Genomic DNA, 24,232 nt, shown 5'->3' on the forward strand with positions numbered 1-24,232 from the left:
TCCGTAGTTCCGCGGGGTGTCAAGTCGTCGCGGACGCCTTTGGGAACGCCGTCGCGCACGGGTTCCCTTTCGGCGATGAATAAGCAGAATCGCCAGCACTTCCGCACTGAATACCTATATCAGTGGCTTGCCGGCATCCCGGCCACACTTGCTTACCTCCGGAACGTCAATGCTTTCGCTCGAACTCGCCATCGTCGTCGTCCTGATCGTCATCAACGGCCTGCTCTCCATGTCGGAGCTGGCCGTGGTGTCATCGCGCCCAGCGCGGCTGTCGCTGCTCGCGGCCAAGGGCGTGCGCGGCGCCGAGCGAGCGCTGACGCTGGCGGCCGATCCCGGCAAGTTCCTCTCGACGGTGCAGATCGGCATCACGCTGGTCGGCGTGCTCTCCGGCGCGTTCTCGGGCGCGACGCTCGGGCAGCGGCTGACGCAATGGCTGCTCGAGCTCGGCCTGTCGCCAGGCATTGCCGACATCGTCGGCGTCGGCATCGTGGTCACGCTCATCACCTACGGCACCCTGATCGTCGGCGAGCTGGTGCCGAAGCAGGTGGCGCTGCGCGACCCCGAGAGCATCGCGGTGCGGGTCGCGCCGGCGATGCACGCGCTTGCGAAAATATCGCTGCCGCTCGTGTTTCTGCTCGACGTCTCCGGCAAGCTGATCCTCACGCTGCTCGGCCGCGGCGGCAAGGCCGAGGAGAAAGTCTCGGAGGACGAGATCCATCACCTCGTCAGCGAGGCCGAGAGCGCAGGCGTGCTCGAGCCCGGCGAGAAGGAGATGATCGCCGGCGTGATGCGGCTCGGCGACCGGCCGGTCGGCGCGGTCATGACGCCGCGCACCGAGGTCGACGAGATCGACCTGAACGACGATCCCGCCGCCATCCAGGACATCATCGCCAAGAGCCCGCATTCGCGCTTTCCCGTGTCCGACGGCGACCGCGACAAGCCGATCGGCGTGCTGCAGGCCAAGGACCTGCTGATCGCCTATATGAACGAACGCAATCCGGACCTGCGCGCGCTCGTGCGCGAGGCGCCCGGCATCCCGGTGTCGGCAGATGCGCGCGACGTGCTGACCATCCTGAAAGCGGCCCCGGTTCACGTCGGGCTCGTCTACGACGAATACGGCGCCTTCGAAGGCATGGTGACCGCCGCCGACATCCTCTACTCGATCGTCGGCGCCTTTCATTCCGAGGAGGGACCGCCCGAGCCGGCCTTCGTCAGGCGCGACGACGATTCGCTGCTGATCTCCGGCTGGATGCCGGTCGACGAGTTCGGCGAACTGCTCGGCATCAAGCTGCCGCCGCATCGCTACAACACGGTCGCAGGCCTCGTGCTGCAACAATTCAACATGCTGCCCAATGTCGGCGATGCCTTCGATTTCGGCGGCTGGCACATCGAGGTGGTCGATCTCGACGGGCGAAGGATCGACAAGATATTGGCGAGCCGATTGACTGAGGTCGAGACGGGGTGATCACCCTCCGCCGTCGTCCCGGACAAGCGCAGCTCTCGACAACGCGTTGCGTTGTCGAGAGCGGAGCGCTGATCCGGGACTCATTACCACAGGGAAGAGTTTGGCGAAGGCTCGGAGTTGCCAGCTCGCGCTTGCAACTTCTCCCTGGGGTTATGGGTCCCGGGCTCGCGACTTCGTCGCGCCCCGGGACGACAGCGGAGTTTGACGCTAGAGCGCGCGTCGAACGCCGAGCGTCACCCGAACCTGACCCCGATCCGCTTTTCCTTGCGCCAGACCACTGTGCAGGTCCGATGCGTGCCGTCGGCCTGGACGAAGAGGGTGAAGTGATCGGGAATGCCGACGGGGCTGGCAACGTCGAGTGCGGCGCCGGTATCGGAGAGATTGCGGACGGTGCAGTCGATCGCGCCACCGCCGAACTCGATCGTCCCGGCCTTCAGCACGCGATGTCGGGCCTTGTCGCGTCGCTCGTCCATGGGCCGAATCTACACCCAAAGTTGAACCAGCCGTTAAACCCTACCCTCCGCTCTCGGCAGTTTGAGGTCCCCGGCCGACGGCAGCCGCAGCCCGCATCTTACAACGCCGGCTGGAACGTCTCGGCGCGCGCCATCTGCCAGGCGTCGCGGAAGCGCGGGTCTTCCGTGCCTTCGAGCAGCTCGCCCGGACGCAGCGCCGGATAGAGCTGCGCGAACGACTTCACCTGGGTCGTCGACGTCCGTTGGCTGAAATGGATCGGCCGCAGCTGCTGCGGATGTTCGAGCCCTGCCGCGGCGATCAGCTCGGTCAGCGAGTGCAGCGTGGCATGGTGATAATTGTGCACGCGGTCGATCTTGAGCGGCACGTAGAGCGCGCGCGCCCGCGTCGGATCCTGCGTCGCCACGCCGGTCGGGCAGCGGTCGGTGTGGCAGCTCAACGACTGGATGCAGCCGAGCGAGAACATGAAGCCGCGCGCCGAATTGCACCAATCGGCGCCGATCGCCATGGCGCGCGCCATGTCGAAGGCGGTCGCGATCTTGCCGGAGGCGCCGATCTTGATGCGGTCGCGCGCATTGATGCCGACCAGCGCGTTGTGGACGAAATTGACGCCCTCGCGCATCGGCATGCCCAGATGATCCATGAACTCAAGCGGCGCCGCGCCGGTGCCGCCCTCATTGCCGTCGACGACGATGAAATCGGGATAGATTCCGGTCTGAAGCATCGCCTTGCAGATCGCCAGGAACTCCCAGGGATGGCCGATGCAGAGCTTGAAGCCGGCCGGCTTGCCGCCCGAAAGGCGGCGCATCTCGGCGATGAACTGCATCATGCCCACGGGCGTCGAGAAGGCGCGGTGCGAGGCCGGCGAGATGCAGTCCTCGCCCATGGCGACGCCGCGGATCTTGGAGATCTCCTCGGAGACCTTGGCCGCCGGCAGCACGCCGCCATGGCCTGGCTTGGCACCCTGGCTGACCTTGAGCTCGACCATCTTGATCTGGTCGTCGCCGGCGACGCGCGCGAACGCTTCGGGATCGAAGCTGCCGTCGAGATGACGGCAGCCGAAATAGCCCGAGCCGATCTCCCAGATGATGTCGCCGCCCATCTCGCGGTGATAGGGGCTGACGCCGCCCTCGCCGGTGTCGTGCGCGAAACCGCCCTTCCTGGCGCCGGCATTCAATGCCCGCACCGCATTCGGGCTGAGCGCGCCGAAGCTCATCGCCGAGATATTGAACACCGAGGCCGAATAGGGCTTTGCGCAGTCCGGCCCACCGATCACCACACGGAATTTCTCCGTGGCATGCGCCTTCGGCGAGACCGAGTGATGCATCCACTCGTAGCCCTCGCGATAGACGTCCTCCTGGGTGCCGAAAGGACGCTTGTCGAGCTCCATCTTGGCGCGCTGATAGACCACCGCGCGGGTGTCGCGCGAGAACGGCATGCCGTCCTTCTCGCTCTCGAAGAAATATTGCCGCATCTCGGGGCGAATCTCTTCGAGCAAGAAGCGGATATGCGCCGAAATCGGGTAGTTGCGCAGCACCGCGTGGCTCTTCTGCAGAAGATCGCGGACGCCGAGCAGGGTCAGCGCGCCGAAGATGAGGATCGGAATCAGCAGGATGTCGAAGATCTTGCCGTCGGAGATGCCGATACCGATCAGGAGCGCGGTGACCACCGCGCAGATCGTCAGCACGATGAAGCGCGGCGAGAAGGGCAGCAGCAGGGTTTCCATGATCCCCTCCTCCGCCAGCGGCAGGCGTTTCGGGGATGCATGCGTCTTGTTGTCGTCGGCCACGATTCCGATCCTCTCGCCAGCAGAAGGCGTCACGATACGCCCGCGCCTGTCATACGGATATGACGCCGCCCTTGTTTCAGGCTAGCGAATTCGGCCGAGACAAATCAATCAGCCGGATGGACGGATTTTGCGGTGCAGCAGAGGGGTCGGATGGGGTCAGGCTGGAGGCGGCGCAAGCCATGCAGTGTCCCGGGCAAGCGCAAGCGCAGACCCGGGACCCAGAATGCAACAGCATACGATGCGGCGAGATGGACCCCGGCTCTGCAGCGCACCGGCGAAGGGGCGCTGCGGACGCGAGCGCGTAGCGCTCAGCGCTCGACGAAGGCCTTCTCGATCACGAAATGGCCGGGCTTGTTGCCGCTTCCTTCGACGAAGTCGCGGCTCTCGAACATCTGCTTCAGCTCTTCCAGCATCGCCGGGCTGCCGCACATCATGATGCGGTCGGTTGCGATGTCGAGCGGGCCCTGCCCGATGTCGTTGAAGATCTGCTCGGAGCTGATGAGGTCGGTGATGCGACCGCGGTTCTTGAACGGCTCGCGGGTGACGGTCGGATAATAGACGAGCTTATCCGCGAGCAGCTCGCCGAACAGCTCATCCTCGCGCAGGGTCGCGACCAGCTTCTCGCCATAGGCGAGCTCGGAGACCTGGCGGCAGCCATGCACCAGCACGATAGACTCGAACTGGTCGTAGACCTCGGGGTCCTTGATCAGGCTGGCGAAGGGCGCAAGGCCGGTGCCGGTCGAGAGCAGCATCAGCCGCTTGCCGGGAAGCAGGTTGTCGGTGATCAACGTGCCGGTCGCCTTGCGGCCGACCAGGATGGTGTCGCCTTCCTTGATCTTCTGCAGGCGCGAGGTCAACGGACCGTCCTGCACCTTGATCGAGAAGAACTCGAGCTCTTCCTCGTGGTTGGCGCTCGCCATGCTGTAGGCCCGCAGCAGCGGCCGGCCATCGACCTCGAGGCCGATCATGGCGAACTGGCCGTTCTGGAACCGGAAGCCGGTATCGCGGGTGGCGCGGAAGCTGAACAGCGTGTCGGTCCAGTGGTGGACGGAAAGAACCTTCTCTCGGTAAAACGCGCTCATGATTCTCGATATTCCGAATAACTGCGGTTTTAGGGCAAAAGCGTTGCCCGGCCCTGAAATCGGGCGGTCACCATTTGCCATGGCGGAGGATTCGCGTGTGTGATCTACGCCATTGAGACCAATAATCAACCTCCTTTCGGATGCAATTGATGCCGGTCAAACCAGCATTTGCGGCAGAACTGGTCACATCATTAAGGAATCTGCTGCCTGGCGCGCGCGGAGGATAATTTCTTTTCCCTCCCGGCCTTCATTGCAGCACTTAATTTCCGGCGCGCTCGCAAGAATTTCATTAAGAATAGCTCTGAATTCTCACCCGGCTTGGCGCCGGCGCCCGCATTTTTGCGGTTTTTGGCGCCAGGAACGACGAAACACCATGGCAAGCGGCGAGCGGATCTTCGTTCAGGCGATCAGGCGCTATTGCGCGGAGCGGGGCATCGCGGTCGATGTCCGCTCCGGTGGCTGGCTCATCGCGATGCGCCGGGGACCGACACGCCATTTCGCCTTCGGCTACGACATCGGCCTGAACAGCGCCATTGCCCATCGGCTCGCCAACGACAAGTCTGCGACCGCCGAGGCGCTGACGCTGGCGGCCGTGCCCTGCGTTCCGCATCGGCTGTTCCTCAACCCGAAGCTGGGCGTGCATGTCGCCGGCGCCGATTGGCGCGAGGGGATGCTGGCGCTGCTCGCCGAAAATCCGCACGGTGTGGTGGTGAAGCCGAACGAGGGAACATCGGGGCGCTCGGTCTTCAAGGTGACGACGGAGGCGGAGCTCGACCACGCCGCCGACGAGGTCTTCTCGATGAGCACGGGGCTCGTGATCTCGCCCTATGTCGCGATCGAGGAGGAGGTCCGCGTGGTGCTGCTCGATGATGCTCCGCTCGTCGTCTATAGCAAGCAGCGCGGCCCGGATTGGCGGCACAATCTCGATGCCGGCGCAAAGCCGGTGCTGCTGGAGCACGGCGCAGTCCGCGCGGCCTGCGCAAAGCTCGCGATCGATGCCGCGCGCGCCATCGGCATCGTCTTTGCTTCGATCGACGTGGTTCGGGTGAACCGCGAATGGAAGGTACTCGAGATCAATTCCGGCGTGATGATGGAGGCGCTCGGCAAGCTGCACCCGGAGCTGGTGCAGGCGACATATGACGCGGCGCTTGACCGGGTGTTTGCGTGACGCTCCGAGCGCCAAGCGCAAGCTGCAATCCCTTCTGCGTGCGGTCGCGTTTTCGGGATGTTCCCATTGTGAAATGGAAAGCGGCGATCTAGCCTTCATGCAGCGCACGACGCATGCGGCTTGCACGCTTTCCTTGCGGCGGCTGCATCAATGATCGTCAAGCAAATGAAAAGGGAAACGCCATGAGCGGCAACATCAATCGCCAGATCCTGCTGGTGGAAAAGCCCAGCGGCAAGCTCGGTCCCGAACATTTCAGGATGGTCGAAGGCGCGATGCCGGAGCCGAAGGACGGCGAGGCCTTGCTGCGCGTACGCTACATCTCGCTCGACGCGGCCAACCGCGCCTGGATGCACGGCGCGACCTATCGTTCCGCCGTCGAAGCCAACAGCGTCATGGCCGGCGGCGCCATCGCCGAGGTCGTCAACTCGAAGGCAGCGGGGCTTGCGCCCGGCGACATCGTGTTCGGCGACACCGGCTGGCAGGAATTTGCCGCCGTGCCGGCGAAGCATCTGACCAGAATGCCGAAGCTCGAGCCGATGACGCACCTGCTCAGCGTGTTCGGCATCGCGGGCCTCACCGCTTATTTCGGCCTGCTTGAGATCGGCAAGCCCAGGGAGGGCGAGACGGTCGTGGTCTCCGCGGCCGCAGGCTCGGTCGGCTCGATCGTCGGACAGATCGCCAAGATCAGGGGATGCCGCGTCGTCGGCATCGCCGGCGGCGCCGCCAAGTGCAACTGGCTGACCTCCGAGCTCGGCTTCGATGCCGCCGTGGACTACAAGGACGGCGCGGTGTTCAAGGCGCTGCGCGCAGCGGCGCCGAAAGGCATCGACGTCTATTTCGACAATGTCGGCGGCGACATCCTCGAAGCCTGCCTGCCGCAGATGAACAACTACGGCCGCATCGCCTGTTGTGGCGCGATCTCGCAATATGACGGCGCGCCTGCCGCACATGGCCCGCGCGGCGTGCCCGGCCTGATCGTGGTGAAGCGGCTGACCATGCAGGGCTTCATCGTGATGGACTACATGAAGGACAGCGAGCGCGCGCTCGCCGATCTCCAGGCCTGGGTGAAATCCGGCAAGCTCAAGGTGCAGGAGGACATTCTCGACGGACTCGAGAACACGCCGAAAGCGCTGATCGGATTGCTCGCAGGCGAGAATCGCGGCAAGCGCATGGTGAGACTGACGACGTAGTCGCGCCCCCAATTGCGTCGGCATAATTGACTTGCGGTAGAGGCCGAAGCGGCCAAAGATGCCGCTCGCGAGCTGACCCTCGCGACGATTGCGCATGCATATCTTTTTCAGAATGGTCGGTATTCCCGATCGGGCAGGAATTCATTCAAATGTTCAACACGTTGAAGCATGCATCGACGCGCACGGCGTTGCTGGCGACAGCACTCTTCGCAACTGCAACGGGAGCGTTCGCGCAGACCGAGGCCCAGAAAAGCGCCATCCGGTCCGCATGCCGCTCCGACTTCATGGCGCATTGCTCGAGCGTGACGCCTGGCGGAGTGGAGGCGTATCAATGCCTCGCCAAGAACATGTCGAGCCTGTCGTCGGGCTGCCAGACTGCGGTTCGCGCGGTCGAACCGGCCGCCGCGCCGAAGACCGAAGCAGCGCCCGCCAAATCTGAACCGGCCAAATCTGAACCTGCCAAGTCTGAACCTGCCAAGTCTGAACCGGCGAAAACGGAAGCGGCGCCCGCTGCCGCGCCAGCTTCCAAGCCGGGAGCGGCGGCGGCGCCGAAGGCGGCAGCAGCAAAGCAGCCGAGCCCCGCACAGGTTTCGGCGATCAAGAGCGCCTGCCGCAGCGATTATCCCAAGGTCTGCGCCAGCGTGCCGCCCGGCGGCGCGCCCGCGATCGAATGCCTGGAGAAGAACAAGGCGAAGGTGTCGGCCGGTTGCGCCAAGGCCGTGAATGCAGCATTCGGTGGCGGAGCAGCCGCAGCGCCCGCAGGCGCGGCTCCGACCGCAGCAGCTCCCGCGGCCGCCGCGGCGCCGGCCACGATCACGCTGCGACCATTGCTGCCGCGCGAAGAGCTGTTCATCGTCAGGTCAGCTTGCGGCGCCGACATCCGCACCCTCTGCGCCGGCGTGGCGCCCGGCGGCGGCCGGATCATCCAATGCATTTCCAACCGGGCGGCATCGCTCTCGCCGGCCTGCAAAGAGGTGCTCGCGCCTTTCGCGGCGCGATGAGACCGAGCGGGCTTAATTCGTCCGCGGCATGAATTGCGGTGCGTGACGCGAAGGTTTTCGCGTGCTGAGGCGTAAACTAACCGATCCTTGTTTGAAAGGCCGCTACGACCACGACAAGCCCCGGGAGGACAACATGCGTTCATTGCTGCTCGTTGCTTCTGCGCTCTTCGCCTTCGCCGCCACCATGACCTTCGAGGCCACCGACGCCAATGCGGTGGTGTGCGCACGCGGCGTCGTTCGCGCCGGCTGCGTCGGACCGAATGCGGCCGTGGTCGTCCGCAAGCCGGTGCCGGCGGTCCGCTGCACCAGGGTTCTGGTGAACGGGGTCTATGTGAAGCGCTGCGTCTGACCCCTGGTGGCCAATCCGCCCCGGTTTGGCTATGATTCGCACCTGACGGTTTCGGACCCGCAAAACGCGTGTCCGGACACGTGCTTTGGCGTGCCGCGCGCTGCCGATAATTCCGCTGGCGCCGGACGCCGGAGCACATTAGTCTACCCCTAGATAGTAAGTATACTGTCAATTAGGGAGGCAGACGTTGCGGATCGCCGTGATTGGCGGGGGGCCCGGCGGGCTCTACTTTGCCTATCTCTGGAAGAAGCGTCACCCCGAGGATCAGGTCGACCTGTTCGAACAGAACCCGGCCGACGCGACCTGGGGCTTTGGCGTCGTGTTCTCCGACCAAGCGCTGGACTTCTTGCGCGCGGACGACCCCGAGACGGTCGATGCGATCGCCCCGCACATGGAGAGCTGGGAGAACATCACGCTGCACCTGCATGGCGACAGCGTCGCAATCGACGGCGTCGGCTTCTCATCGATCGGGCGGCTGGATCTGCTCAGATTCCTGCAGCAGCGCGCGCTTGATGTCGGCGTGACCCCGCGCTTCGACACGCAGATCCAGGCGATCGACCAGCTCAACGGCCACGATCTGATCGTCGCCGCCGACGGACTGAACTCGCTGGTGCGCCGCGCCTATGAGGGCGATTTCGGCACCTCGCTGTCCTACTCATCCAACAAGTTCGTCTGGTACGGCACCTCGAAGCGCTTCGACACGCTGTCGCAGACCTTCGTAAAGACCGAGCGCGGCGCCTTCAACGCCCATCACTACCGCTATTCGCCGACCATGAGCACCTTCCTGGTCGAATGCGATTACGCCACCTGGCAGGCCTATGGGTTCGCCTACAAGGACGTCGAGCAGTCCAAGGGCGTCTGCGAGGAGGTGTTCGCCGACACGCTCGGCGGCCATTGCCTCGTCTCCAACAAATCGGTCTGGCGCAATTTTCCCTGGATCTGGAACGAGCACTGGTCGTTCAAGAACATGGTGCTGCTCGGCGACGCCCTGCATTCGGCACATTTCTCGATCGGCTCGGGCACGCGGCTCGCGATCGAGGACGCCATCGCCCTCGTCAAGGCGCTGGAGTCGGATGCGCATCTTGCGACCGCGCTGCATCGCTATCAGGCCGCGCGCAAGCCCATCGTGCAGAAGCTCGTCAACGCGGCGCGCACCAGTGCGTTCTGGTACGAACATTTCGCCGAGCACATGAAGCTTCCCCTGATGGACTTCGCCTACAGCTACATCACCCGCTCCGGCCGCATCGACGATTCCCGGCTGCGTGCGATGTCGCCGGCCTTCATGGCCCGCTATCAAGCGGCCAGGAATGGCGGGGACAATGGCGGAGGCGAGGCATGAGCAACGCGATTTTCGATCAGGTGCCCGCCGACAGCGAGGGCGCACGCGAGATCGGCTTTGCCGTCCCTGACATCTACAACGCCAGCCGCATCCTGTTCGAGAATCTCGCCAAGGGCCGCGGCCACAAGCGCGCGTTGATCGGCTCCGCGGGCACACGGACTTATGCCGAGCTCTGCGACGAGGCTTGCCGCTGGGGCAACGGCCTTGCGTCGCTCGGCCTGAAGCGCGGCGACCGCGTGCTGCTGTTCCTCGACGACACACCGGCCTATCCGGCCGCCTTCTTCGGCGCGGTGCGCGCCGGCTTCGTGCCGCTCCTGATCAACACGCTGACGCCGCCGGACCTCTTGCAATTCTACCTCGCCGATTCCGGCGCGACCGTCGCGGTGGCGGATGCAGAATTCGTAGCCCGCTTCAATGCCGAGGCTTGCAGGGAGACCAAGCTGCATACGCTGATCGTCGCCAATGGCGTGGCCGGCGAGCACGCGGCGCCGCAGGCGCTCGCGGTAGAGAACTGGCTCGCGCAATTCCCTGCCGAGCTGGCGGAAGCGCCGACACAGCGCGACGAAATGGCGTTCTGGATGTACTCCTCCGGCTCGACCGGGCGGCCCAAGGGCATCGTGCATCTGCAGCACGACATGGCCTACACCGATGCCGCCTTTGCGCGGAACGTGCTGAAGCTGACGCCTGACGACATCTGCTTCTCGGTGCCGAAGATTTTCTTCGCCTATGGCTTCGGCAATTCCGTCACCTTCCCGTTCTCGGCCGGCGCCGCAACATTGCTGCTGCCGGGCCAGCCGAAGCCTACGTCGATCTTCGCGGCGATCGAGCAGTACAAGCCGACGGTCTTCTTCGGCCTGCCGACGCTGTACACCGCGCTGACCAAGGCCGAGGGCGCGGACAAGACGGATTTCTCGTCGCTGCGCATGGCGCTCTCCGCCGCCGAGGTGCTCTCGGCCGAGGTCTTCAACGGCTGGAAGACGCTCACGGGGCTCGAAATCGTCGAAGGCCTCGGCTCGACCGAGGTGCTGCACATCTATCTCTCCAACCGGCCCGAGCAGAAGAAGCTCGGCGCCGCGGGTCTGCGCGTTCCCGGCTACGAGGTCGCGCTGCGCGACAAGGACGGCCGCGACGTCGGCGACAACGAGGAAGGGATTCTGTGGGTGCGCGGCGATTCCAACACGCCGCTGTACTGGAATCGGCCGGACAAATCCGCCGAGACGATCCGCGAGGGCGGCTGGATCTACACCGGTGATCGCTTCGTGCGGGATGCCGACGGCTTCCACTTCTTCCGCGGCCGCGCCGACGATCTCATCAAGATCTCCGGCCAGTGGGTCTATCCGCTCGAGGTCGAGCTGTGCCTCGCCGATCACCCCGACATCCGCGAATGCGCGGTGTTCGCCGCCGAGCTGCCGGACCGTCGCATGACACTGAAGGCGGTGGTGGTGATGAACAACCGCGCGGTCGACCAGAGTGAGGCGACGCGCAGGCTGCAGGACTATGTCAAGGGCAGGCTGCTGCCGTACAAATATCCGCGCGAGGTGATCTTCATCGACGAGTTGCCGAAGACCGGCACGGGGAAGATCGATCGGCAGGCGTTGCTGCGGATGTGAGGCGAGGACGGAGTTCCGCGCACCGCGATCGTAGGGTGGGCAAAGCGGGCGTGCCCACCATTCCCCAATAGGAGAGAGATCGTGAGCACGGCGCTTCGCGCCTTTGCCCACCCTACGAGATCGCGCTCTGGGCTGGCCGGGGCGCCCCCTCACGCACCCTTCCCAAGATGCTCCAGCGCGTCCTCCGCGCGCAGCGGCACGCGGGAGGCTTCGTTGTTGAGATCAACCAGCTGCGCCAGCAGCCCCATCAGCGCCTTGCGATCGGCGGGCTTGAGCGGCTCCAGCATCCGGGCCTGTGCGCGCTCGACGGCGGGGATGATCTCGCGCAGGATCGCAGCGCCCGACTTGGTCAGATAGAGCAGCTTGATCCGCTTGTCCTCGGGTGCCGGCTTGCGCTCGATATAGGCCTTGGCCTGCAGACGTTCGATCACGCTGCCGAGCGTCGAGCGGTCGAAGGCGATCACCGCCGACAGCCGCGTCGCGTCGATGCCGGGATGGGTGTGGATTGCGACCAGCGCGGCATATTGCACCGGCGTGAGATCAAACGCCTTGCACTCCTCCATGAAGATCGAGACCGCGATCTGCTGCATGCGCCGGAACAGATAGCCCGGCGCGGCATAGACCGCGTCGATCGTGATCGGAGGGGGCGGCTTACTCGGCATCGGGCTGCTTCTCCGGCGCGGCATCGGCAAATGCCGGCAGCGCCTTGGCGGCGGCCTCGGCCTGGAGCAGGCGCGGATAGGCGGAGACGTCGACGCCGAAGCGGCGGGCATTGCCGAGCTGCGGCACGAGGCAGAGATCGGCCAGCGTCGGCGCATCGCCGAAGCAGAACGGGCCCTTCTCGTCCTTGATCAGCATCTCACAGGCCGACAGGCCCTCGCGGTTGACCCAGGCGGCCCAGTCCTGGACCTTCTCTTCGGGCAGACCCAGCTCACGCAGCCGCGCCAGCACTTTCAGGTTCTGCACCGGATGGGTGTCGCAGGCGATCGCTAGCGCAAACGCCCGCACCCTGGCGCGGCGCAGCGGATCCTTCGGCAGCAGCGGCGGATTGGGATGGGTCTCGTCGAGCCATTCGATGATGGCCACCGATTGCGTCAGCACGCCACCCGCATCGTCCTCCAGCGCCGGCACCAGGCCCTGCGGGTTGATGGCGAGATAGCCGGGGGCGCATTGCTCGCCCTTGCGCAGATGATGCGGCAGATGCTCGGCGCCGAGCCCCTTCAGGTTCAGCGCGATCCGCACGCGATAGGCGGCGCTGGAGCGGAAATAGCCGTGCAGCTTCATTGAGAGCCTCCCTGCTTTTGTCATTCCGGGGCGACGCGCCAGCGTCGAGCCCGGAATCCATAACCACGATCGGGAGTATGGATTCTCAGGTGCGCAATTGCGCACCCTAGCTCGCGCCTTGCGGTGCGCCCCGGAATGACACGACCTTTGTGTGTCGTTCGTCAAGTTGACGCTATATAGATTGTCAGTATACTGTCAATCAACAATGAACGGGAGGCTCATTCATGGAAGCCGTGACCAAGACGCCGGAACGCGAGGCGTTCTACCGGAAGATCGACGGCGAGAATCTCACCGCGCTGTGGACGGTGATGAGCGACCTGATCACGCCGGAGCCGAAAAGCGCGTGCCGGCCTCACCTCTGGAAGTTCGACGTCATCCGCGATTACATGACGGAGGCCGGCAAGCTCATTACCGCCAAGGAAGCCGAGCGGCGCGTGCTGGTGCTGGAGAACCCGGGGCTGCGCGGGCAATCCAAGATCACGACCTCCCTCTATGCCGGCGTGCAGATGGTGGTGCCCGGCGACGTCGCGCCTGCGCACCGGCACAGCCAGTCGGCGCTGCGCTTCGTGCTCGAAGGCAGGGGCGCCCACACCGCGGTGGACGGCGAGCGCACCGCGATGGAGCCCGGCGACTTCATCATCACGCCCTCGATGACCTGGCACGATCATTCCAACGAGACCGACCAGCCAATGTTCTGGCTCGACGGCCTCGACATCCCCCTGGTGCAGTTCTTCGACTGCTCCTTTGCCGAAGGCGCGAACGAAGACCAGCAGAAGATCACAAAGCCTGCTGGCGACAGCTTTGCCCGCTACGGCCACAACCTCCTGCCCGTCGATGTGAAGCGGAGCTCGAAGACGTCGCCCATCTTCAGCTATCCCTATGCCTACACCCGCGAGGCGCTGGAGAAGGCCAGGACGAGCCAGGAATGGGACGCCTGCCACGGCCTCAAGCTGAAGTTCAGCAACCCCGAGACCGGCGATTTCGCAATGCCGACCATCGGCACCTTCATCCAGCTGCTGCCCAAGGGTTTTAAGACCACGCGCTATCGTTCGACGGACGCCACCGTGTTCTGCCCGATCGAAGGACGCGGTCGCAGCCGCATCGGCGATACCGTGTTCGAATGGGGCCCGCGCGATCTATTCGTGGTGCCGAGCTGGCACTGGGTGACACACGAGGCGGATGAGGACGCCGTGCTGTTCAGCTTCTCGGATCGGCCGGTGCAGCAGAAGCTGGATCTGTTCAGGGAAGATCGTGGAAACGCGTGACGGTCGCCGGTCTCGTAGGGTGGGCAAAGGCGCCCTTGCGCCGTGCCCACGTTTTCGCGACTCATGAAGGAATGGTGGGCACGCTTCGCTTTGCCCACCCTACGGCGCCGGTGATCGTATCTAGCGCCAGTGCAACAGCCGCATCTCCAGCCAGCCGATCACCTTGCCCACCGCCAGCCCAAACACCGACAGGATCACGACGCCCGCGAGCAGCTGATCGGTCTGCATCAGGTTGCCCGCCTGCAGCACGAAGGCGCCGATGCCGTATTGGGCGCCGATCATCTCGGCGCTGACGACCAGCAGCAGCGCGACGGAGGCGGTGATGCGGAAGCCCGCGAGGATCGCCGGCAGCGCGCCGGGCCAGATCACCTTGCGCACGATGGTGGCGAACGGAACGTTGAAGCTCTGCGCCATGCGGATCAGGTTGCGCGGCACCGCATCGACACCGCTATAGACCGAGATCGCAGTCGAGAAGAACACCCCTAACGCAATGGTCGCGATCTTCGGCTCTTCGCCGATGCCGAGCCAGAGAATCAGCAGCGGCAGCAGCGCGATCTTCGGGATCGGAAACAGCGCCGAGATGAAGGTGATGCCGACGCTGCGCGCGAGACGCGACAGGCCGATGGCGAAGCCGACGGCGATTCCGGCCGCCGTTCCCAACAGCCAGCCGACGCCGATCCGCAGCAGCGAAGCCGAAACATGCTGCCAGAGTGCCCCGGAAACGGCGAGCTGATAGATCGCGCGGACAATTGCGGAAGGAGTCGGCAGAAACAGCGCATTGACAAGGCCGGCGCTGCCGGCGGCTTGCCAGATCGCGAGGAGGAGGCCGAGCGCGATCCAGCCGCCATACCGGCTCGACGCGGGCACGAAGCCGGCGCCACGAAAGTGGACGCGCCGCGTCGGCTCATCCTTGGCCGTCGTGCCCGTCGCCGCGCGATCAAGCATGCTGGACCTCGCGCTCGGCATCGATCGCCTCGTTGCGGATCAGCGACCAGATCTGGTTCTGCAGGGCCAGCAGTTGTTCGCGGGCCCCCGCTTCGCCGCGGGCCGCGCGCGTCATCGGCACGGTGACGACCTCGCGGATACGACCGGGCCGGCGTGACAGCACCACGATGCGATCGGCAAGCCGCGCGGCCTCTTCGAGATTGTGGGTGACGTAGACCGCGCCCATGCCGCCATCGGCGAGCAGGCGGATGAAATCCTCCAGCAGCAGCTCGCGGGTCTGCGAATCCAGCGCCGAGAGCGGCTCGTCCATCAAGAGGATCGCGGGCTTCACCGCGAGCGCGCGCGAGATGCCGACGCGCTGGCGCATGCCGCCCGAGAGCTGCTTTGGATAGGTCTGGCGAAAATCGGTGAGGCCGGTGCGGCGCAGCGCATCCTCGACCAGCGCGCGGCGCTGCGCGGCCGAGAGCTTTGTGTGCAGCAGCGGGAATTCAACATTCTCCTCCACCGTCGCCCAGGGTAGCAGCGCAAAGTCCTGGAACACGAAAGTCAGCGGATTGAGACTGTCCGCCGGCGGCGCGCCGCGCAGCTCCGGCGCGCCGGAGGTCGGCTGCAGCAGCCCGCCGAGGATCGACAGCAGCGTGCTCTTGCCGCAGCCGGACGGCCCGACGATCGCCACCACCTCGCCGGCACTGACGGCGAAGGAGACGTCGTCGAGCACGGCGAGATCGCCGAAGCGATGGGAGATGTGGCTGGCGATCAGGTCCATGAAGCGCACCCACTTTCTTCACCCTCCCCTGGAGGGGGAGCATCGGTTTGCATGCAGCGAAGCGAAATGCAAACCGGGGTGGGGTGACAGTCTATCCACGACTGCGCTGATGCCTGCTCTCGAACTTTCCACGACTGGCCTGAGCAAACGACAGATAGACCACCGCCGTGGCTCACCCCGCCCCGCTCGCTCGGGACGATGCTGCGCATCGCCGGTGCGATCGACCCTCCCCCTCCAGGGGAGGGTGGCAGATCGCCTGCCGCGGGAGTTTGCACAATCAGCATCAATCCGCCTTCACATAGTCCTTCGCGATGATCGCTTCCGCATCAAAGCCCTTGTCGACGAAGCCCTGCTCCTGCAGCCATTTGATCTGGTTGTCGACGTTCTTCACGTCGAGCTTGCCGTCGGGATCGATATAGGCGCAGTTGCCGACCACCTGCTCGACCGGCAGGTTGGTGTACTTTGCGATGATCTCCAGGAGCGGCCTGGTCTTGTCGTTGATCGGGGCGACACCGTCTTTCATCGCTGTGAGGATGACGTCGTGATATTCGCGGTCGGCTTTCGCGAGCACGCCGAGGAATTTCGTCACCAGCGCCTTGTTGGCCAGCGTCTTCGGCGCGGCGAATACCGCGCCCAGCTGCCACGGCGTCTCGTCACCGACCCAGCCTAGGAATTTCGCGCCGCCCTCGTCCATCAGCTTTCGTGCGGTCGAGATCGGCAGCAACGCGGCATCGACGGTCTCGCCCTTGAGCGCAGCGGCGGCATTCGACAGCGATTGCAGCGGCACGATTTTCACGTCCGCGAGCTTGAAGCCGTATTTGTCGGCGAGCAGGCCGAGCGAATAATGGAAGCTCGATCCGACCTGCGTCATCGCCACGCGCTTGCCCGCAAGGTCCTTCGGCGTCTTCAAGCCGCTCGCATAGGCATTGTTGCTGGCGAAATAGCCGATCAGGGGATAGCCCGGCTTCTCGCGGCTCATGCCGCCGATCACCTTCAGCACCCCCTTGCCGCCGAGATTGTAGAGCCCGGCGGTGAAGGCGGTGACGCCGAAATCGACGTCGCCCGAGGTGGTGGCGACTGCAATCGGCTGCGCCGCGTCGAAGAACTTCAGCTCGACCTCCAGGCCGGCCTCACGGAAATAGCCCTTGTCCAGCGCGATGAAGACCGGCGCCGACGAGGACAGGCGGAGCACGCCGACCTTGGCTTTCAGCGCATCCTCGGCCCGTGCCGTGCCCATAGCCATGATCGCCATCAGGCCCGCTACTGCGAGCCGCGCAATCCCGATCATCCCGTTTCCTCCGCTTTGTCTTGCAGTGCGTTACAGGCCTTCGGGCACCGCCTGGTCCCGTCCGATGAAGGCGCCCTGTTGTTTCAACGTTTCCTGCAACTTTTCAATGGGGATTTCGCGCGGAATCCGGTTTCCGGACAGCGCCAGCGCGGCGGCGGAACCGGCGGCTTCACCCATCGCGAAGCAGGCCCCGGAGACCCGCGCGGCCGACTGGCCCTCGTGGGTCATCGAGGCACAGCGACCGGCGACCAGGAGGTTGTCGACGCCCTCAGGGACCAGCATCCGGTAAGGCAGCTCATTATAGCCGCGCGATTCCGGGATCGGCGGGAAGGTGAAGACGACGTCGCCGGGCACATGGGCCTCGATCGGCCAGCCGTTGACGCCGATGGAATCCGCGAACGAGGCACAGCCGAGCACGTCCTCACCGCTGAGCTGGTAGCCACCCTTGATGCGGCGTGTCTCGCGGATGCCGAGCTGTGGCGGCAGGTCGACGATGTAGGACTTCTCGAAGCCCGGCACCGCGCTGCGCAGGAATTCGTACGCGGCGAGCGCCTGCTTGCGGCCCTCGATCTCGCCGCGGGTGAGATCGTCGGGCTCGATCCCGTTGATGGCGTGGCCGTCCTCGCGCGCCATCTGGGTGAAGTTTACCCGCCATTCGATGCCGGATTTCTGTGGCCGCACGATCGCGCTTTTGCGCGGGAATGTGTGGGTGCCGGCCGCGGAGGCCTTTTCCATCAATTGCGGAATGGTGCGCCAGGCTTCGCCGGCCTTGGCGGGGTCGATGCCGTTGAGACGCAGCATCATCGAGGGGTAGAGCGGATGGCCGTGCGCGTCGCCGATCTCGAACGGCGCGCCGGCCCACACAGCAAGATCGCCGTCGCCGGAGCAGTCGATGAAGATCTCCGCGCGCACCGCCTGCCGGCCGGCCTTGGTCTCGACCAGCATCGCGTCGATGCGGCGCTCCTCGGCCATGACGACGCCGGCGCCGAGCGCGTGGAACAGCATATTCACCTTGTGGCTGGCGAGCAGCTCGTCGGCCGCGATCTTGTAGGCGGCGGTGTCATAGGCCTGGGCAAAAACCTTGCCGAGGATCAGATGCGGCGCATTGAGGCCGTTCAAGCGATCGATCCGCGCCAACAGCGCCGACGCCAGACCCTGCACAAGCCGCCGGTGCTCGCCATGGACATTGCCGTGGAGGCCGCAGAAATTGGTGACGCCGGCCGCAGTGCCCATGCCGCCGAGAAAACCGTAACGTTCGATCAGCAGCGTCTTCCGCCCCGCGCGCGCCGCTGCGGCCGCCGCCACGATGCCGGCCGGGCCGCCGCCGAGCACGACGACTTCATACTCGCCGTAGAGCGGTACTTTGCGCGCTGGTTCGTCGATCGTCGTGGCCCGCATGGCGCGTTCCTTCCCGGAATCTGGTTCGAACTGGATCACGGCTTAGCCGGCGGCCCTCATGCCCGCAAGATCGCGGTTGCTCGCTAACGGTCGATCTGAGACAAGTGCAGGCATGGAGTCGATCATCGTCAGATACTGCTTCGCCGCTTCTATCGCCCTCGCGATCTCGGCCGTTCCCGCCCCGGCCGTGGAGCAAAACTGCCGCTTCATCCCCGCCAAGCCCGATCGCGAGGCCTGCTACAAGCGGCAGGAGGAGGAGCTAGCCGCGAAGCGCAAGCCTGCACCTGCGGTCGACGACGGCAAAGCGCTCGAAACGCTGCGCCAATTGCGACAGGATGATGATGCCGTCTATCGCAGCATCAACAACATCTGCCGCGGCTGCTGACCACGAGCACTGCAATTTGGGCGGTCACAGGACTCTGCTGGCAGCAGCGTGCGAGCCGCGCGACTGGGCGACAAGAGCGCCGATATAGTCTTCGAGCGTCGTCTCGCCGCGTTCGAACGGCTCCGACATGGCAAAGCCGCTGTCGACGCTGACCGCGGTCATTCGCGCATAAGACTCCGCCGCCGCGGCGGACAAGCCGAGCTTTCTATAAGCCGCGATCCATTGATCACGCGGGATGACCTCGACCTTCACCGGATGGCCGAGCACGGCCGCGAAAGCATCCGCGACATCCCGCGGCGAATACCGCTCGGGTCCTTCGACATGATGCACGTCCTGATCGCGGGGCAGCTCCAACAAATGGCGCGCGGCCGCCTTGCCAAGATCGGGGGGCGCGACCATTGGGATCTTCATGTCTGCGGGCAGCATGGTCGGCAACATGCCGCACTTCGCCGCATCGAGCAGTTGGTCCCAGTTGCTCATGTAGTAGGCGCCTCGCTGGATGGTCGCTGGTATCGGTTGGGCGGCAAGCGCCTGCTCGAAATGATAGAGAACATTGAGATCGCCGCAGCGCTCTCCCGGCTGGGCGCCATAGGTAGATGCGGCGACGACCTTTTCGAGCCCGGATCCTTCGAGCGCCGCCACGATGCTCCTGACGGTCGCATGCTCTTCACGATCGGTGTCGGTGGAGATGTCGGCGTTCGGATTGAGCAGGAAAGCGCGCTTGCCCGTTCTGAACACCGCGCGCAAGCCGTCGGTGTCGCGCACATCGACAACCGCGGTCTGCGCACCGCGACTGCGCCAATCGGCCTCGTTGTTGTTGCTGTGAAGCACGGCTGTAACCGGTCGCCCCGCATTGAGCAACCTCGACGCGACGGCCGATCCGATACGCCCGTTTGCCCCAATCACAATGAACATCGGCGCGCTCCATAAGGCTGAATCGGGTAAATCTTCTGCCCCGTCCGCAGTTCCGCGCGATACCCCCATAGCCCACTTTTTCGAGCCGCACCTCGTCGCATCCCTCAGCTTTTGTCGGCGCCCCACCTCGCTGCCCGTTTCTCGGCGAATGACGCCAGTCCCTCCGCTGCCTCGGCGCTCTGGCGCTTGAGCGAGTGCAATTGCACGAGCCGGGTGTAAGCGTCATCGTCCACGGCCATGCCGCCGAACGAGCTCTCCAGCGCGAGCCGCTTGGTTTCGGCCATGGCCTCTGGTCCGTTGGCGAGCAGCTGCTCGACGATCTTGGCGCCTGCAGCCTCGAGATCGGCGAGCGGCACCACCTCGTGGACGAGGCCGATGCGGCGGGCGTCTTCGGCGCCGAAGCGTTCGCCGGTGAGCGCGTAACGGCGGACTTGCCGTACACTAATGGCATCGCAGAGCTGCGGGATGATGATCGCGGCGGTCAGGCCCCAGCGCACCTCGGCGATCGAGAACAGGGCGTTGTCGGCGGCAATCACGACATCGCAGGCCGCGATGACGCCGGTACCCCCTCCGAAACAGCCGCCCTGCACCAACGCGACGGTGGGAATCGGCAACGTGTTGAGCCGCTGCACGGCTTCGAACGTCGCCCGCGAGGCCACCTCGTTTGCCTCGCGCGATTGCGGACGCACACTGTTGATCCATTTGAGGTCGGCACCGGCCTGGAAGTGCTTGCCGTTGCCCCGGAGCACGACGACGCGCAAATTGGGCTTGCTGCCGAGGTCGTCCATGGCCGCGAGCACGCCTGAGATCAGCGCGCCGTCATAGGCGTTGTTGACCTCCGGCCGGTTCAACGTGACGGTCGCAACCCCGCGTTCATCGAGGCTCCACAGGACGGGGCTGGCAGTCATCGGCGGTCCTCCGGTTGTTTGCCGCACACTATGGCTGAGCGCGCCTGCCCTGATCCATATCTTTCCGGCGTAGGGTGGCCGCGTCCATCGCATGGCGGCTTGTGTCATGCTGGCTGCGGGCGACACCACGGGATGGATACGGGATATCAATATGCGCATCTGCATTTTCGGCGCAGGCGCCGTCGGCAGCCACATTGCGGTACGGCTGGCGCGCGCCGGCCATGAGGTCAGTTGCGTGATGCGGGGGGCGCATCTGGAGGCAGCCCGCGCGGGTGGCCTCAAGCTGCGCGTCGGCGATTCCGAGGTCGGCGCCAAGGTGAACGCGTCAGGCGATCCGGCCCAGCTCGGCCCGCAGGACGTCGTGATCTCGACCTTGAAGGCGACCGCGCTTCAAGGGCTGGTTTCCAGCATCAAGCCGCTGCTCCAGGACGACACTGCGATCGTGTTCGCTCAAAACGGCATTCCCTGGTGGTACGGCATCGGCCTGCCTCCGCGGCACCCGGCACCGCCGGACATTTCATTCCTCGATCCCGGCGGACGCCTGCGTGCCTGCATCCCGAAGGAGCGGATCGTCGGCGGCGTGATCTTCTCCTCCAACGAGGTGATCGCGCCCGGCGTGGTGCAGAACCTGACCCCGGACCGCAATAGGCTCCTGATCGGCGAGTGCGACGACCGCAATTGCGAGCGCATCACCAGGCTGCGCGGTGTCTTCAACGACGCGCGGCTGGAATCGCCGCCGGTGGCCGAGATCCGCGAGGCGATCTGGTCAAAGCTGCTGACCAACATGTCGCTGTCGGTGCTGTGCCTGCTCACCGGCCAGACCGCGCGCGGCGTGCGCGACGACTCCGCCTTCACGGAGGTGATTCCGCGCATGCTGAACGAGGCCAATGAGATCGCCCAATACTTCATTCCCGAGGTCAAGCGTGCCAGCCGCAGCGGCCCCGCCCCCAACCACAAGCCCTCGCTGCTGCAGGACTACGAACTCGGCCGTGCCATGGAGATCGACGTGCTGGTGAAGGCGCCCCAGGCCTTCGCGCGCACCGCCGGCCTGTCGACGCCGACGCTCGACCTGATCGCCGCCCTCGCGATTCAGAAGGCACGCGACAAGGGGCTTTATTCCGCGTGAGCCTCAGAGCGCATCGATCCAGGCCCCGAGCGTGTCCAGAACCTCGCCGAGCGCCTCGTCATTGGTCCGGCCGGACTTCTTGAGCACCGCAAACGAATGGTCGCCGCCTGCGACCTCATGCAGTGTCGCCTTACGCCCGAGCCGCTCGATGACGGGCTCGAGATGGGCAAGATCGGCAAGCTCATCGCGTGTGCCTTGCAGGAACAGCATGGGAATCGCGATTGCAGCGAGGTGCTCGGCGCGCTCGCTCGACGGCTTCTTGGCAGCATGGAGGGGAAAGCCGAGGAAGGCCAGCCCTTTGACATCGGGGAGCGGCGACTTCGACTGCGCCTGCGAGGTCATGCGGCCTCCGAACGATTTTCCGCCGGCAACGAGCTTCAGCCCGGGGCAGAGCCGCCCCGCCTCCGCGACCGCTGCGCGCACGCTCGCGTGGGCGATTGCGGGCGGGTCAGGACGTCCCTTCTTCGCTTCCATGTAAGGAAAATTGAAGCGGAACGTCGCAATGCCGCGCTGGGCAAGGCCGGCTGCAACCTTCTCCATGAAGGAATGCCGCATATCAGCCCCGGCGCCGTGCGCCAGGACGTAGCAGGCGCGCGCGTGGGTCGGCTGCGTCAGGATCGCCGAGACCGTGCCGATGCGCTCGATGTCAAACTTGAGCTCTGTCGTCTTGCCCGTCATGACCGCCTCGATTTGCATCTAAAGCGCAATGAGATCTGGATGAACGTCATCGCGCTTTAGGTTGTTGTTTGCGCATGATCTTTCCGGAAAACCGCTTCACACTTTTCCGGATCATGCTCTAGCGACGCGTGCCGCTCGCGGGCCAGAGATAGTTCAGGACCTGATCGAGCGTCATCATGATCTCGCGGCGTCCGGCCTCGTTCTTCACAGAGCCGAATTTCTCCTCGAGCGCAAGCTTGGCAAAGCCGTGAACGGTTGACCAGGCCGCCGCAGCCGCCGTCTTCGCCTCCTTCGCGGTGCCGCCGGTGAGCTCGGCGACGACGACCTCGAACGCATGGCCGGCGGCCCTGCTCGCCTGCTTCAGGCGCGCATCGTCGGCAACCAGCCGCTTGTTGGCAAACATCATCTGAAAACGGCCGGGATGCCTCAACGCAAAATCGACATAGGCAAGCCCCTGGGCATGGAGCTTGTCGCGGACGCCCTGCTCGCCGGAGGCCGCCTCGCGCAAGGCGCCGGCAAGCGCGTCGTAGCCGCGGATCGCCACTTCGGTGAGAAGGCCCTGGGCGTTGCCGAAATGATGCGACGGCGCGGCCGGCGAAACGCCGGCGCGGCGTGCGGCTTCGCGCAGCGTGAAGGCTTCCGCACCCTGCTCGGCGAGAATGGCTTCGCTCGCGGCGATCAGCGCCTCCTGCAATTCGCCGTGATGGTATCCGACCTCCGGCTTTGGCCGGGTCGGAGCAGTGCTGCGCTTGGCGGCGGGGGCCCGTTTCTTCATGTAACTTGACACTGTTCAGATTGCAGCATATCTATCTTAACACTGTTCAGATTGAGCGGACCGGAGTTCGAAATGACCGAAATACAGAATATCACCGCGAGCAATCCCGTAAAGCGGCGTCATCTGGTCGGGAGCGCGGCCCTCGGCATGCTCGCAGGTGCCGTCGGCGGCCTCGCCGGCGGCGTGGCGCTCGGCCAGGGCGCAGCGCTGCCGCAGCAGAAGCCGAGCGGCAAGCAAAGGTTCGCGGGCAAGATCGTCATCGTCACGGGCGGCACCTCCGGAATCGGGCGGGCCGCAACGCTGATGTTCGCCGCCGAGGGCGGCCGGGTCGCCTTTTGCGGGCGCAACGCCGACCGTGGCAAGCAGGTGGAGACCGAGGTGCGCGCGTCCGGCGGCGAGGCCGTCTTCATTCGCGCCGACCTGCGCCACGAATCCGAGGTGAAGGCGCTGGTCGACACGACGATCGCGCGCTACGGACGGCTCGACGTCGCCTTCAACAATGCCGGCATCTCCATCGAGAAGCCGCTGCATGAATTTAGCGCGGCCGAATTCGACGACGTGATCGGCACGGATCTGCGCGGCGTGTTCCTGTCAATGAAGTACCAAATCCCGCACATGCTGGAGAAAGGCGGATCGATCGTCGTCACCTCCTCGTCGAACGCCATTGCGACCTCGGCCAAGCGCTCGGCCTATTCTGCGGCCAAGCGCGGACTGGTCGGCCTGGTGCAGGCCGCAGCACTCGACTACGCAAAGCATGGCATCCGCATCAACACCTTGATCCCCGGCACCACGGATACCCCGATGATCCGCCGGCTCGCCGGCATGGAGGGCCTGCCCGATGCCGCCTGGCACGTCGGCATCGCGCAATGGGCTAAATCCAACGTCCCGGGGTTGCAGCGCCTGGCGACGCCCGAGGAGATCGCGGCTTTTGCGCTGGTGCTCGCCTCAGACGATCATCCCTACACGACCGGCGGCCAGTTCGTGATCGACGGAGGCAAGACGGCTCATGGCTAGATCGGACGCAGCCTGAAAACA

At 65.1% G+C, this 24,232-nt stretch carries 25 protein-coding genes; 11 read left to right on the forward strand and 14 right to left on the reverse strand.

The features are described from left to right. Positions 1 to 169: 169 nt before the first annotated feature. Positions 170 to 1,465, forward strand: coding sequence for a hemolysin family protein (locus ABIA45_RS25365; protein ID WP_157285827.1), 1,296 nt, complete (start codon positions 170 to 172; stop codon positions 1,463 to 1,465). Positions 1,466 to 1,698: 233 nt separating this feature from the next. Here ABIA45_RS25365 and ABIA45_RS25370 read toward each other — a convergent pair whose 3' ends face one another. The 3 genes from ABIA45_RS25370 to ABIA45_RS25380 all read right to left on the reverse strand — a co-directional run bounded on the left by ABIA45_RS25370 (position 1,699) and on the right by ABIA45_RS25380 (position 4,807). Further along, positions 1,699 to 1,938 (reverse strand): PilZ domain-containing protein, encoded by a 240-nt coding sequence (locus ABIA45_RS25370; protein ID WP_036014228.1) that lies wholly within the window; start codon positions 1,936 to 1,938, stop codon positions 1,699 to 1,701. A gap of 98 nt (positions 1,939 to 2,036) precedes the next feature. Continuing rightward, on the reverse strand, positions 2,037 to 3,725 hold the full coding sequence (locus tag ABIA45_RS25375; RefSeq protein ID WP_404544432.1) for an FMN-binding glutamate synthase family protein: 1,689 nt from the start codon (positions 3,723 to 3,725) through the stop codon (positions 2,037 to 2,039). 308 nt (positions 3,726 to 4,033) lie between these two features. Continuing rightward, positions 4,034 to 4,807, reverse strand: a complete 774-nt coding sequence (locus tag ABIA45_RS25380; RefSeq protein ID WP_128265051.1) for a ferredoxin--NADP reductase — start codon at positions 4,805 to 4,807, stop codon at positions 4,034 to 4,036. Positions 4,808 to 5,180: 373 nt separating this feature from the next. On the opposite strand from ABIA45_RS25380, the gene ABIA45_RS25385 reads away from it, so the two are divergent. After that, positions 5,181 to 5,975, forward strand: coding sequence for a RimK family alpha-L-glutamate ligase (locus tag ABIA45_RS25385; protein ID WP_404654187.1), 795 nt, complete (start codon positions 5,181 to 5,183; stop codon positions 5,973 to 5,975). A 182-nt stretch (positions 5,976 to 6,157) separates the two neighbouring features. After that, positions 6,158 to 7,165: an NADP-dependent oxidoreductase gene (locus ABIA45_RS25390; RefSeq protein ID WP_404654189.1), complete on the forward strand. Its 1,008-nt coding sequence runs from the start codon at positions 6,158 to 6,160 to the stop codon at positions 7,163 to 7,165. 328 nt (positions 7,166 to 7,493) lie between these two features. On the opposite strand, the gene ABIA45_RS25395 is transcribed toward ABIA45_RS25390, so the two are convergent. Next, entirely contained in the window at positions 7,494 to 7,766 is a 273-nt protein-coding gene (locus ABIA45_RS25395) for a pentapeptide repeat-containing protein (protein ID WP_404654190.1), read from the reverse strand. 40 nt (positions 7,767 to 7,806) lie between these two features. Here ABIA45_RS25395 and ABIA45_RS25400 point away from each other — a divergent pair, with 40 nt between their 5' ends. From ABIA45_RS25400 to ABIA45_RS25415, 4 genes are all read left to right on the forward strand, one after another. After that, on the forward strand, positions 7,807 to 8,166 hold the full coding sequence (locus ABIA45_RS25400) for a hypothetical protein (RefSeq protein WP_404654191.1): 360 nt from the start codon (positions 7,807 to 7,809) through the stop codon (positions 8,164 to 8,166). Between the two features lie 133 nt (positions 8,167 to 8,299). Then, positions 8,300 to 8,515 (forward strand): hypothetical protein, encoded by a 216-nt coding sequence (locus ABIA45_RS25405; protein WP_128265055.1) that lies wholly within the window; start codon positions 8,300 to 8,302, stop codon positions 8,513 to 8,515. Positions 8,516 to 8,702: 187 nt separating this feature from the next. Then, the gene (locus ABIA45_RS25410) at positions 8,703 to 9,854 is read left to right on the forward strand and encodes an FAD-dependent monooxygenase (protein WP_404654192.1); all 1,152 of its coding nucleotides are present in this window, start codon (positions 8,703 to 8,705) and stop codon (positions 9,852 to 9,854) included. Continuing rightward, positions 9,851 to 11,464: a benzoate-CoA ligase family protein gene (locus ABIA45_RS25415; RefSeq protein ID WP_404654193.1), complete on the forward strand. Its 1,614-nt coding sequence runs from the start codon at positions 9,851 to 9,853 to the stop codon at positions 11,462 to 11,464. The genes ABIA45_RS25410 and ABIA45_RS25415 overlap by 4 nt, the downstream gene beginning before the upstream one ends. A 149-nt stretch (positions 11,465 to 11,613) precedes the next feature. Here the strand turns inward: ABIA45_RS25415 and ABIA45_RS25420 are convergent, their stop codons facing one another. Together ABIA45_RS25420 and maiA are read right to left on the reverse strand one after the other, a co-directional pair. Next, the gene (locus ABIA45_RS25420; protein WP_198399897.1) at positions 11,614 to 12,126 is read right to left on the reverse strand and encodes a MarR family winged helix-turn-helix transcriptional regulator; all 513 of its coding nucleotides are present in this window, start codon (positions 12,124 to 12,126) and stop codon (positions 11,614 to 11,616) included. Next, positions 12,116 to 12,748: a maleylacetoacetate isomerase gene (maiA, locus tag ABIA45_RS25425; protein ID WP_157285820.1), complete on the reverse strand. Its 633-nt coding sequence runs from the start codon at positions 12,746 to 12,748 to the stop codon at positions 12,116 to 12,118. The genes ABIA45_RS25420 and maiA overlap by 11 nt, the downstream gene beginning before the upstream one ends. Positions 12,749 to 12,972: 224 nt before the next feature. Between maiA and gtdA the strand changes: the two genes are divergently transcribed. Then, positions 12,973 to 14,013, forward strand: coding sequence for a gentisate 1,2-dioxygenase (gene gtdA / locus ABIA45_RS25430; RefSeq protein WP_271539625.1), 1,041 nt, complete (start codon positions 12,973 to 12,975; stop codon positions 14,011 to 14,013). Positions 14,014 to 14,133: 120 nt separating this feature from the next. On the opposite strand, the gene ABIA45_RS25435 is transcribed toward gtdA, so the two are convergent. The 4 genes from ABIA45_RS25435 to ABIA45_RS25450 form a co-directional block, all read right to left on the reverse strand. Continuing rightward, positions 14,134 to 14,958, reverse strand: coding sequence for an ABC transporter permease (locus ABIA45_RS25435; protein WP_271539627.1), 825 nt, complete (start codon positions 14,956 to 14,958; stop codon positions 14,134 to 14,136). Further along, positions 14,951 to 15,724: an ABC transporter ATP-binding protein gene (locus tag ABIA45_RS25440; RefSeq protein WP_404654194.1), complete on the reverse strand. Its 774-nt coding sequence runs from the start codon at positions 15,722 to 15,724 to the stop codon at positions 14,951 to 14,953. Before ABIA45_RS25440 ends, ABIA45_RS25435 begins: the two co-directional genes overlap by 8 nt. Positions 15,725 to 16,007: 283 nt before the next feature. Continuing rightward, entirely contained in the window at positions 16,008 to 17,012 is a 1,005-nt protein-coding gene (locus ABIA45_RS25445) for an ABC transporter substrate-binding protein (protein WP_404654195.1), read from the reverse strand. A 30-nt stretch (positions 17,013 to 17,042) separates the two neighbouring features. Then, on the reverse strand, positions 17,043 to 18,410 hold the full coding sequence (locus ABIA45_RS25450; RefSeq protein ID WP_404654197.1) for an FAD-dependent oxidoreductase: 1,368 nt from the start codon (positions 18,408 to 18,410) through the stop codon (positions 17,043 to 17,045). A 112-nt stretch (positions 18,411 to 18,522) separates the two neighbouring features. Between ABIA45_RS25450 and ABIA45_RS25455 the strand changes: the two genes are divergently transcribed. Continuing rightward, on the forward strand, positions 18,523 to 18,795 hold the full coding sequence (locus tag ABIA45_RS25455; RefSeq protein ID WP_404654199.1) for a hypothetical protein: 273 nt from the start codon (positions 18,523 to 18,525) through the stop codon (positions 18,793 to 18,795). Positions 18,796 to 18,819: 24 nt separating this feature from the next. On the opposite strand, the gene ABIA45_RS25460 is transcribed toward ABIA45_RS25455, so the two are convergent. Further along, a complete protein-coding gene (locus ABIA45_RS25460; RefSeq protein ID WP_404654200.1) occupies positions 18,820 to 19,710 on the reverse strand; it encodes an NmrA family NAD(P)-binding protein in 891 nt (296 codons plus the stop codon). A gap of 104 nt (positions 19,711 to 19,814) precedes the next feature. Further along, on the reverse strand, positions 19,815 to 20,618 hold the full coding sequence (locus tag ABIA45_RS25465) for an enoyl-CoA hydratase-related protein (protein WP_404654201.1): 804 nt from the start codon (positions 20,616 to 20,618) through the stop codon (positions 19,815 to 19,817). A gap of 151 nt (positions 20,619 to 20,769) precedes the next feature. Here ABIA45_RS25465 and ABIA45_RS25470 point away from each other — a divergent pair, with 151 nt between their 5' ends. Next, the gene (locus tag ABIA45_RS25470; RefSeq protein ID WP_271539658.1) at positions 20,770 to 21,744 is read left to right on the forward strand and encodes a ketopantoate reductase family protein; all 975 of its coding nucleotides are present in this window, start codon (positions 20,770 to 20,772) and stop codon (positions 21,742 to 21,744) included. Between the two features lie 3 nt (positions 21,745 to 21,747). Here the strand turns inward: ABIA45_RS25470 and ABIA45_RS25475 are convergent, their stop codons facing one another. Both ABIA45_RS25475 and ABIA45_RS25480 read right to left on the reverse strand, forming a co-directional pair. After that, positions 21,748 to 22,422 carry an alpha/beta family hydrolase gene (locus tag ABIA45_RS25475; protein WP_271539659.1) on the reverse strand — a complete coding sequence of 225 codons (675 nt, stop codon included), beginning with the start codon at positions 22,420 to 22,422 and terminating at the stop codon, positions 21,748 to 21,750. A 118-nt stretch (positions 22,423 to 22,540) separates the two neighbouring features. After that, on the reverse strand, positions 22,541 to 23,197 hold the full coding sequence (locus ABIA45_RS25480; protein ID WP_404544464.1) for a TetR/AcrR family transcriptional regulator: 657 nt from the start codon (positions 23,195 to 23,197) through the stop codon (positions 22,541 to 22,543). A 72-nt stretch (positions 23,198 to 23,269) separates the two neighbouring features. Here ABIA45_RS25480 and ABIA45_RS25485 point away from each other — a divergent pair, with 72 nt between their 5' ends. Then, complete coding sequence (locus ABIA45_RS25485) at positions 23,270 to 24,211, forward strand: SDR family NAD(P)-dependent oxidoreductase (protein WP_404544467.1); 942 nt, start codon at positions 23,270 to 23,272, stop codon at positions 24,209 to 24,211. The last annotated feature ends 21 nt before the right edge of the window (positions 24,212 to 24,232 follow it).

Origin of the sequence: Bradyrhizobium sp. USDA 336 (assembly GCF_044908355.1) — a bacterium.
GTDB lineage: Bacteria > Pseudomonadota > Alphaproteobacteria > Rhizobiales > Xanthobacteraceae > Bradyrhizobium > Bradyrhizobium yuanmingense.

What these genes read in the sequence shown, in the direction of transcription:
- ABIA45_RS25475 (WP_271539659.1), bottom strand. Translation starts at nt 22,422, where the DNA reads ATGACGGGCAAGACGACAGAGCTCAAGTTTGACATCGAGCGCATCGGC.
- ABIA45_RS25455 (WP_404654199.1), top strand. Translation starts at nt 18,523, where the DNA reads ATGGAGTCGATCATCGTCAGATACTGCTTCGCCGCTTCTATCGCCCTC.
- ABIA45_RS25420 (WP_198399897.1), bottom strand. Translation starts at nt 12,126, where the DNA reads ATGCCGAGTAAGCCGCCCCCTCCGATCACGATCGACGCGGTCTATGCC.
- ABIA45_RS25370 (WP_036014228.1), bottom strand. Translation starts at nt 1,938, where the DNA reads ATGGACGAGCGACGCGACAAGGCCCGACATCGCGTGCTGAAGGCCGGG.
- ABIA45_RS25415 (WP_404654193.1), top strand. Translation starts at nt 9,851, where the DNA reads ATGAGCAACGCGATTTTCGATCAGGTGCCCGCCGACAGCGAGGGCGCA.
- gtdA (WP_271539625.1), top strand. Translation starts at nt 12,973, where the DNA reads ATGGAAGCCGTGACCAAGACGCCGGAACGCGAGGCGTTCTACCGGAAG.
- ABIA45_RS25485 (WP_404544467.1), top strand. Translation starts at nt 23,270, where the DNA reads ATGACCGAAATACAGAATATCACCGCGAGCAATCCCGTAAAGCGGCGT.
- ABIA45_RS25380 (WP_128265051.1), bottom strand. Translation starts at nt 4,807, where the DNA reads ATGAGCGCGTTTTACCGAGAGAAGGTTCTTTCCGTCCACCACTGGACC.
- ABIA45_RS25465 (WP_404654201.1), bottom strand. Translation starts at nt 20,618, where the DNA reads ATGACTGCCAGCCCCGTCCTGTGGAGCCTCGATGAACGCGGGGTTGCG.
- ABIA45_RS25445 (WP_404654195.1), bottom strand. Translation starts at nt 17,012, where the DNA reads ATGATCGGGATTGCGCGGCTCGCAGTAGCGGGCCTGATGGCGATCATG.
- ABIA45_RS25440 (WP_404654194.1), bottom strand. Translation starts at nt 15,724, where the DNA reads ATGGACCTGATCGCCAGCCACATCTCCCATCGCTTCGGCGATCTCGCC.
- ABIA45_RS25480 (WP_404544464.1), bottom strand. Translation starts at nt 23,197, where the DNA reads ATGAAGAAACGGGCCCCCGCCGCCAAGCGCAGCACTGCTCCGACCCGG.
- ABIA45_RS25365 (WP_157285827.1), top strand. Translation starts at nt 170, where the DNA reads ATGCTTTCGCTCGAACTCGCCATCGTCGTCGTCCTGATCGTCATCAAC.
- ABIA45_RS25460 (WP_404654200.1), bottom strand. Translation starts at nt 19,710, where the DNA reads ATGTTCATTGTGATTGGGGCAAACGGGCGTATCGGATCGGCCGTCGCG.
- ABIA45_RS25450 (WP_404654197.1), bottom strand. Translation starts at nt 18,410, where the DNA reads ATGCGGGCCACGACGATCGACGAACCAGCGCGCAAAGTACCGCTCTAC.
- ABIA45_RS25390 (WP_404654189.1), top strand. Translation starts at nt 6,158, where the DNA reads ATGAGCGGCAACATCAATCGCCAGATCCTGCTGGTGGAAAAGCCCAGC.
- maiA (WP_157285820.1), bottom strand. Translation starts at nt 12,748, where the DNA reads ATGAAGCTGCACGGCTATTTCCGCTCCAGCGCCGCCTATCGCGTGCGG.
- ABIA45_RS25470 (WP_271539658.1), top strand. Translation starts at nt 20,770, where the DNA reads ATGCGCATCTGCATTTTCGGCGCAGGCGCCGTCGGCAGCCACATTGCG.
- ABIA45_RS25405 (WP_128265055.1), top strand. Translation starts at nt 8,300, where the DNA reads ATGCGTTCATTGCTGCTCGTTGCTTCTGCGCTCTTCGCCTTCGCCGCC.
- ABIA45_RS25435 (WP_271539627.1), bottom strand. Translation starts at nt 14,958, where the DNA reads ATGCTTGATCGCGCGGCGACGGGCACGACGGCCAAGGATGAGCCGACG.
- ABIA45_RS25385 (WP_404654187.1), top strand. Translation starts at nt 5,181, where the DNA reads ATGGCAAGCGGCGAGCGGATCTTCGTTCAGGCGATCAGGCGCTATTGC.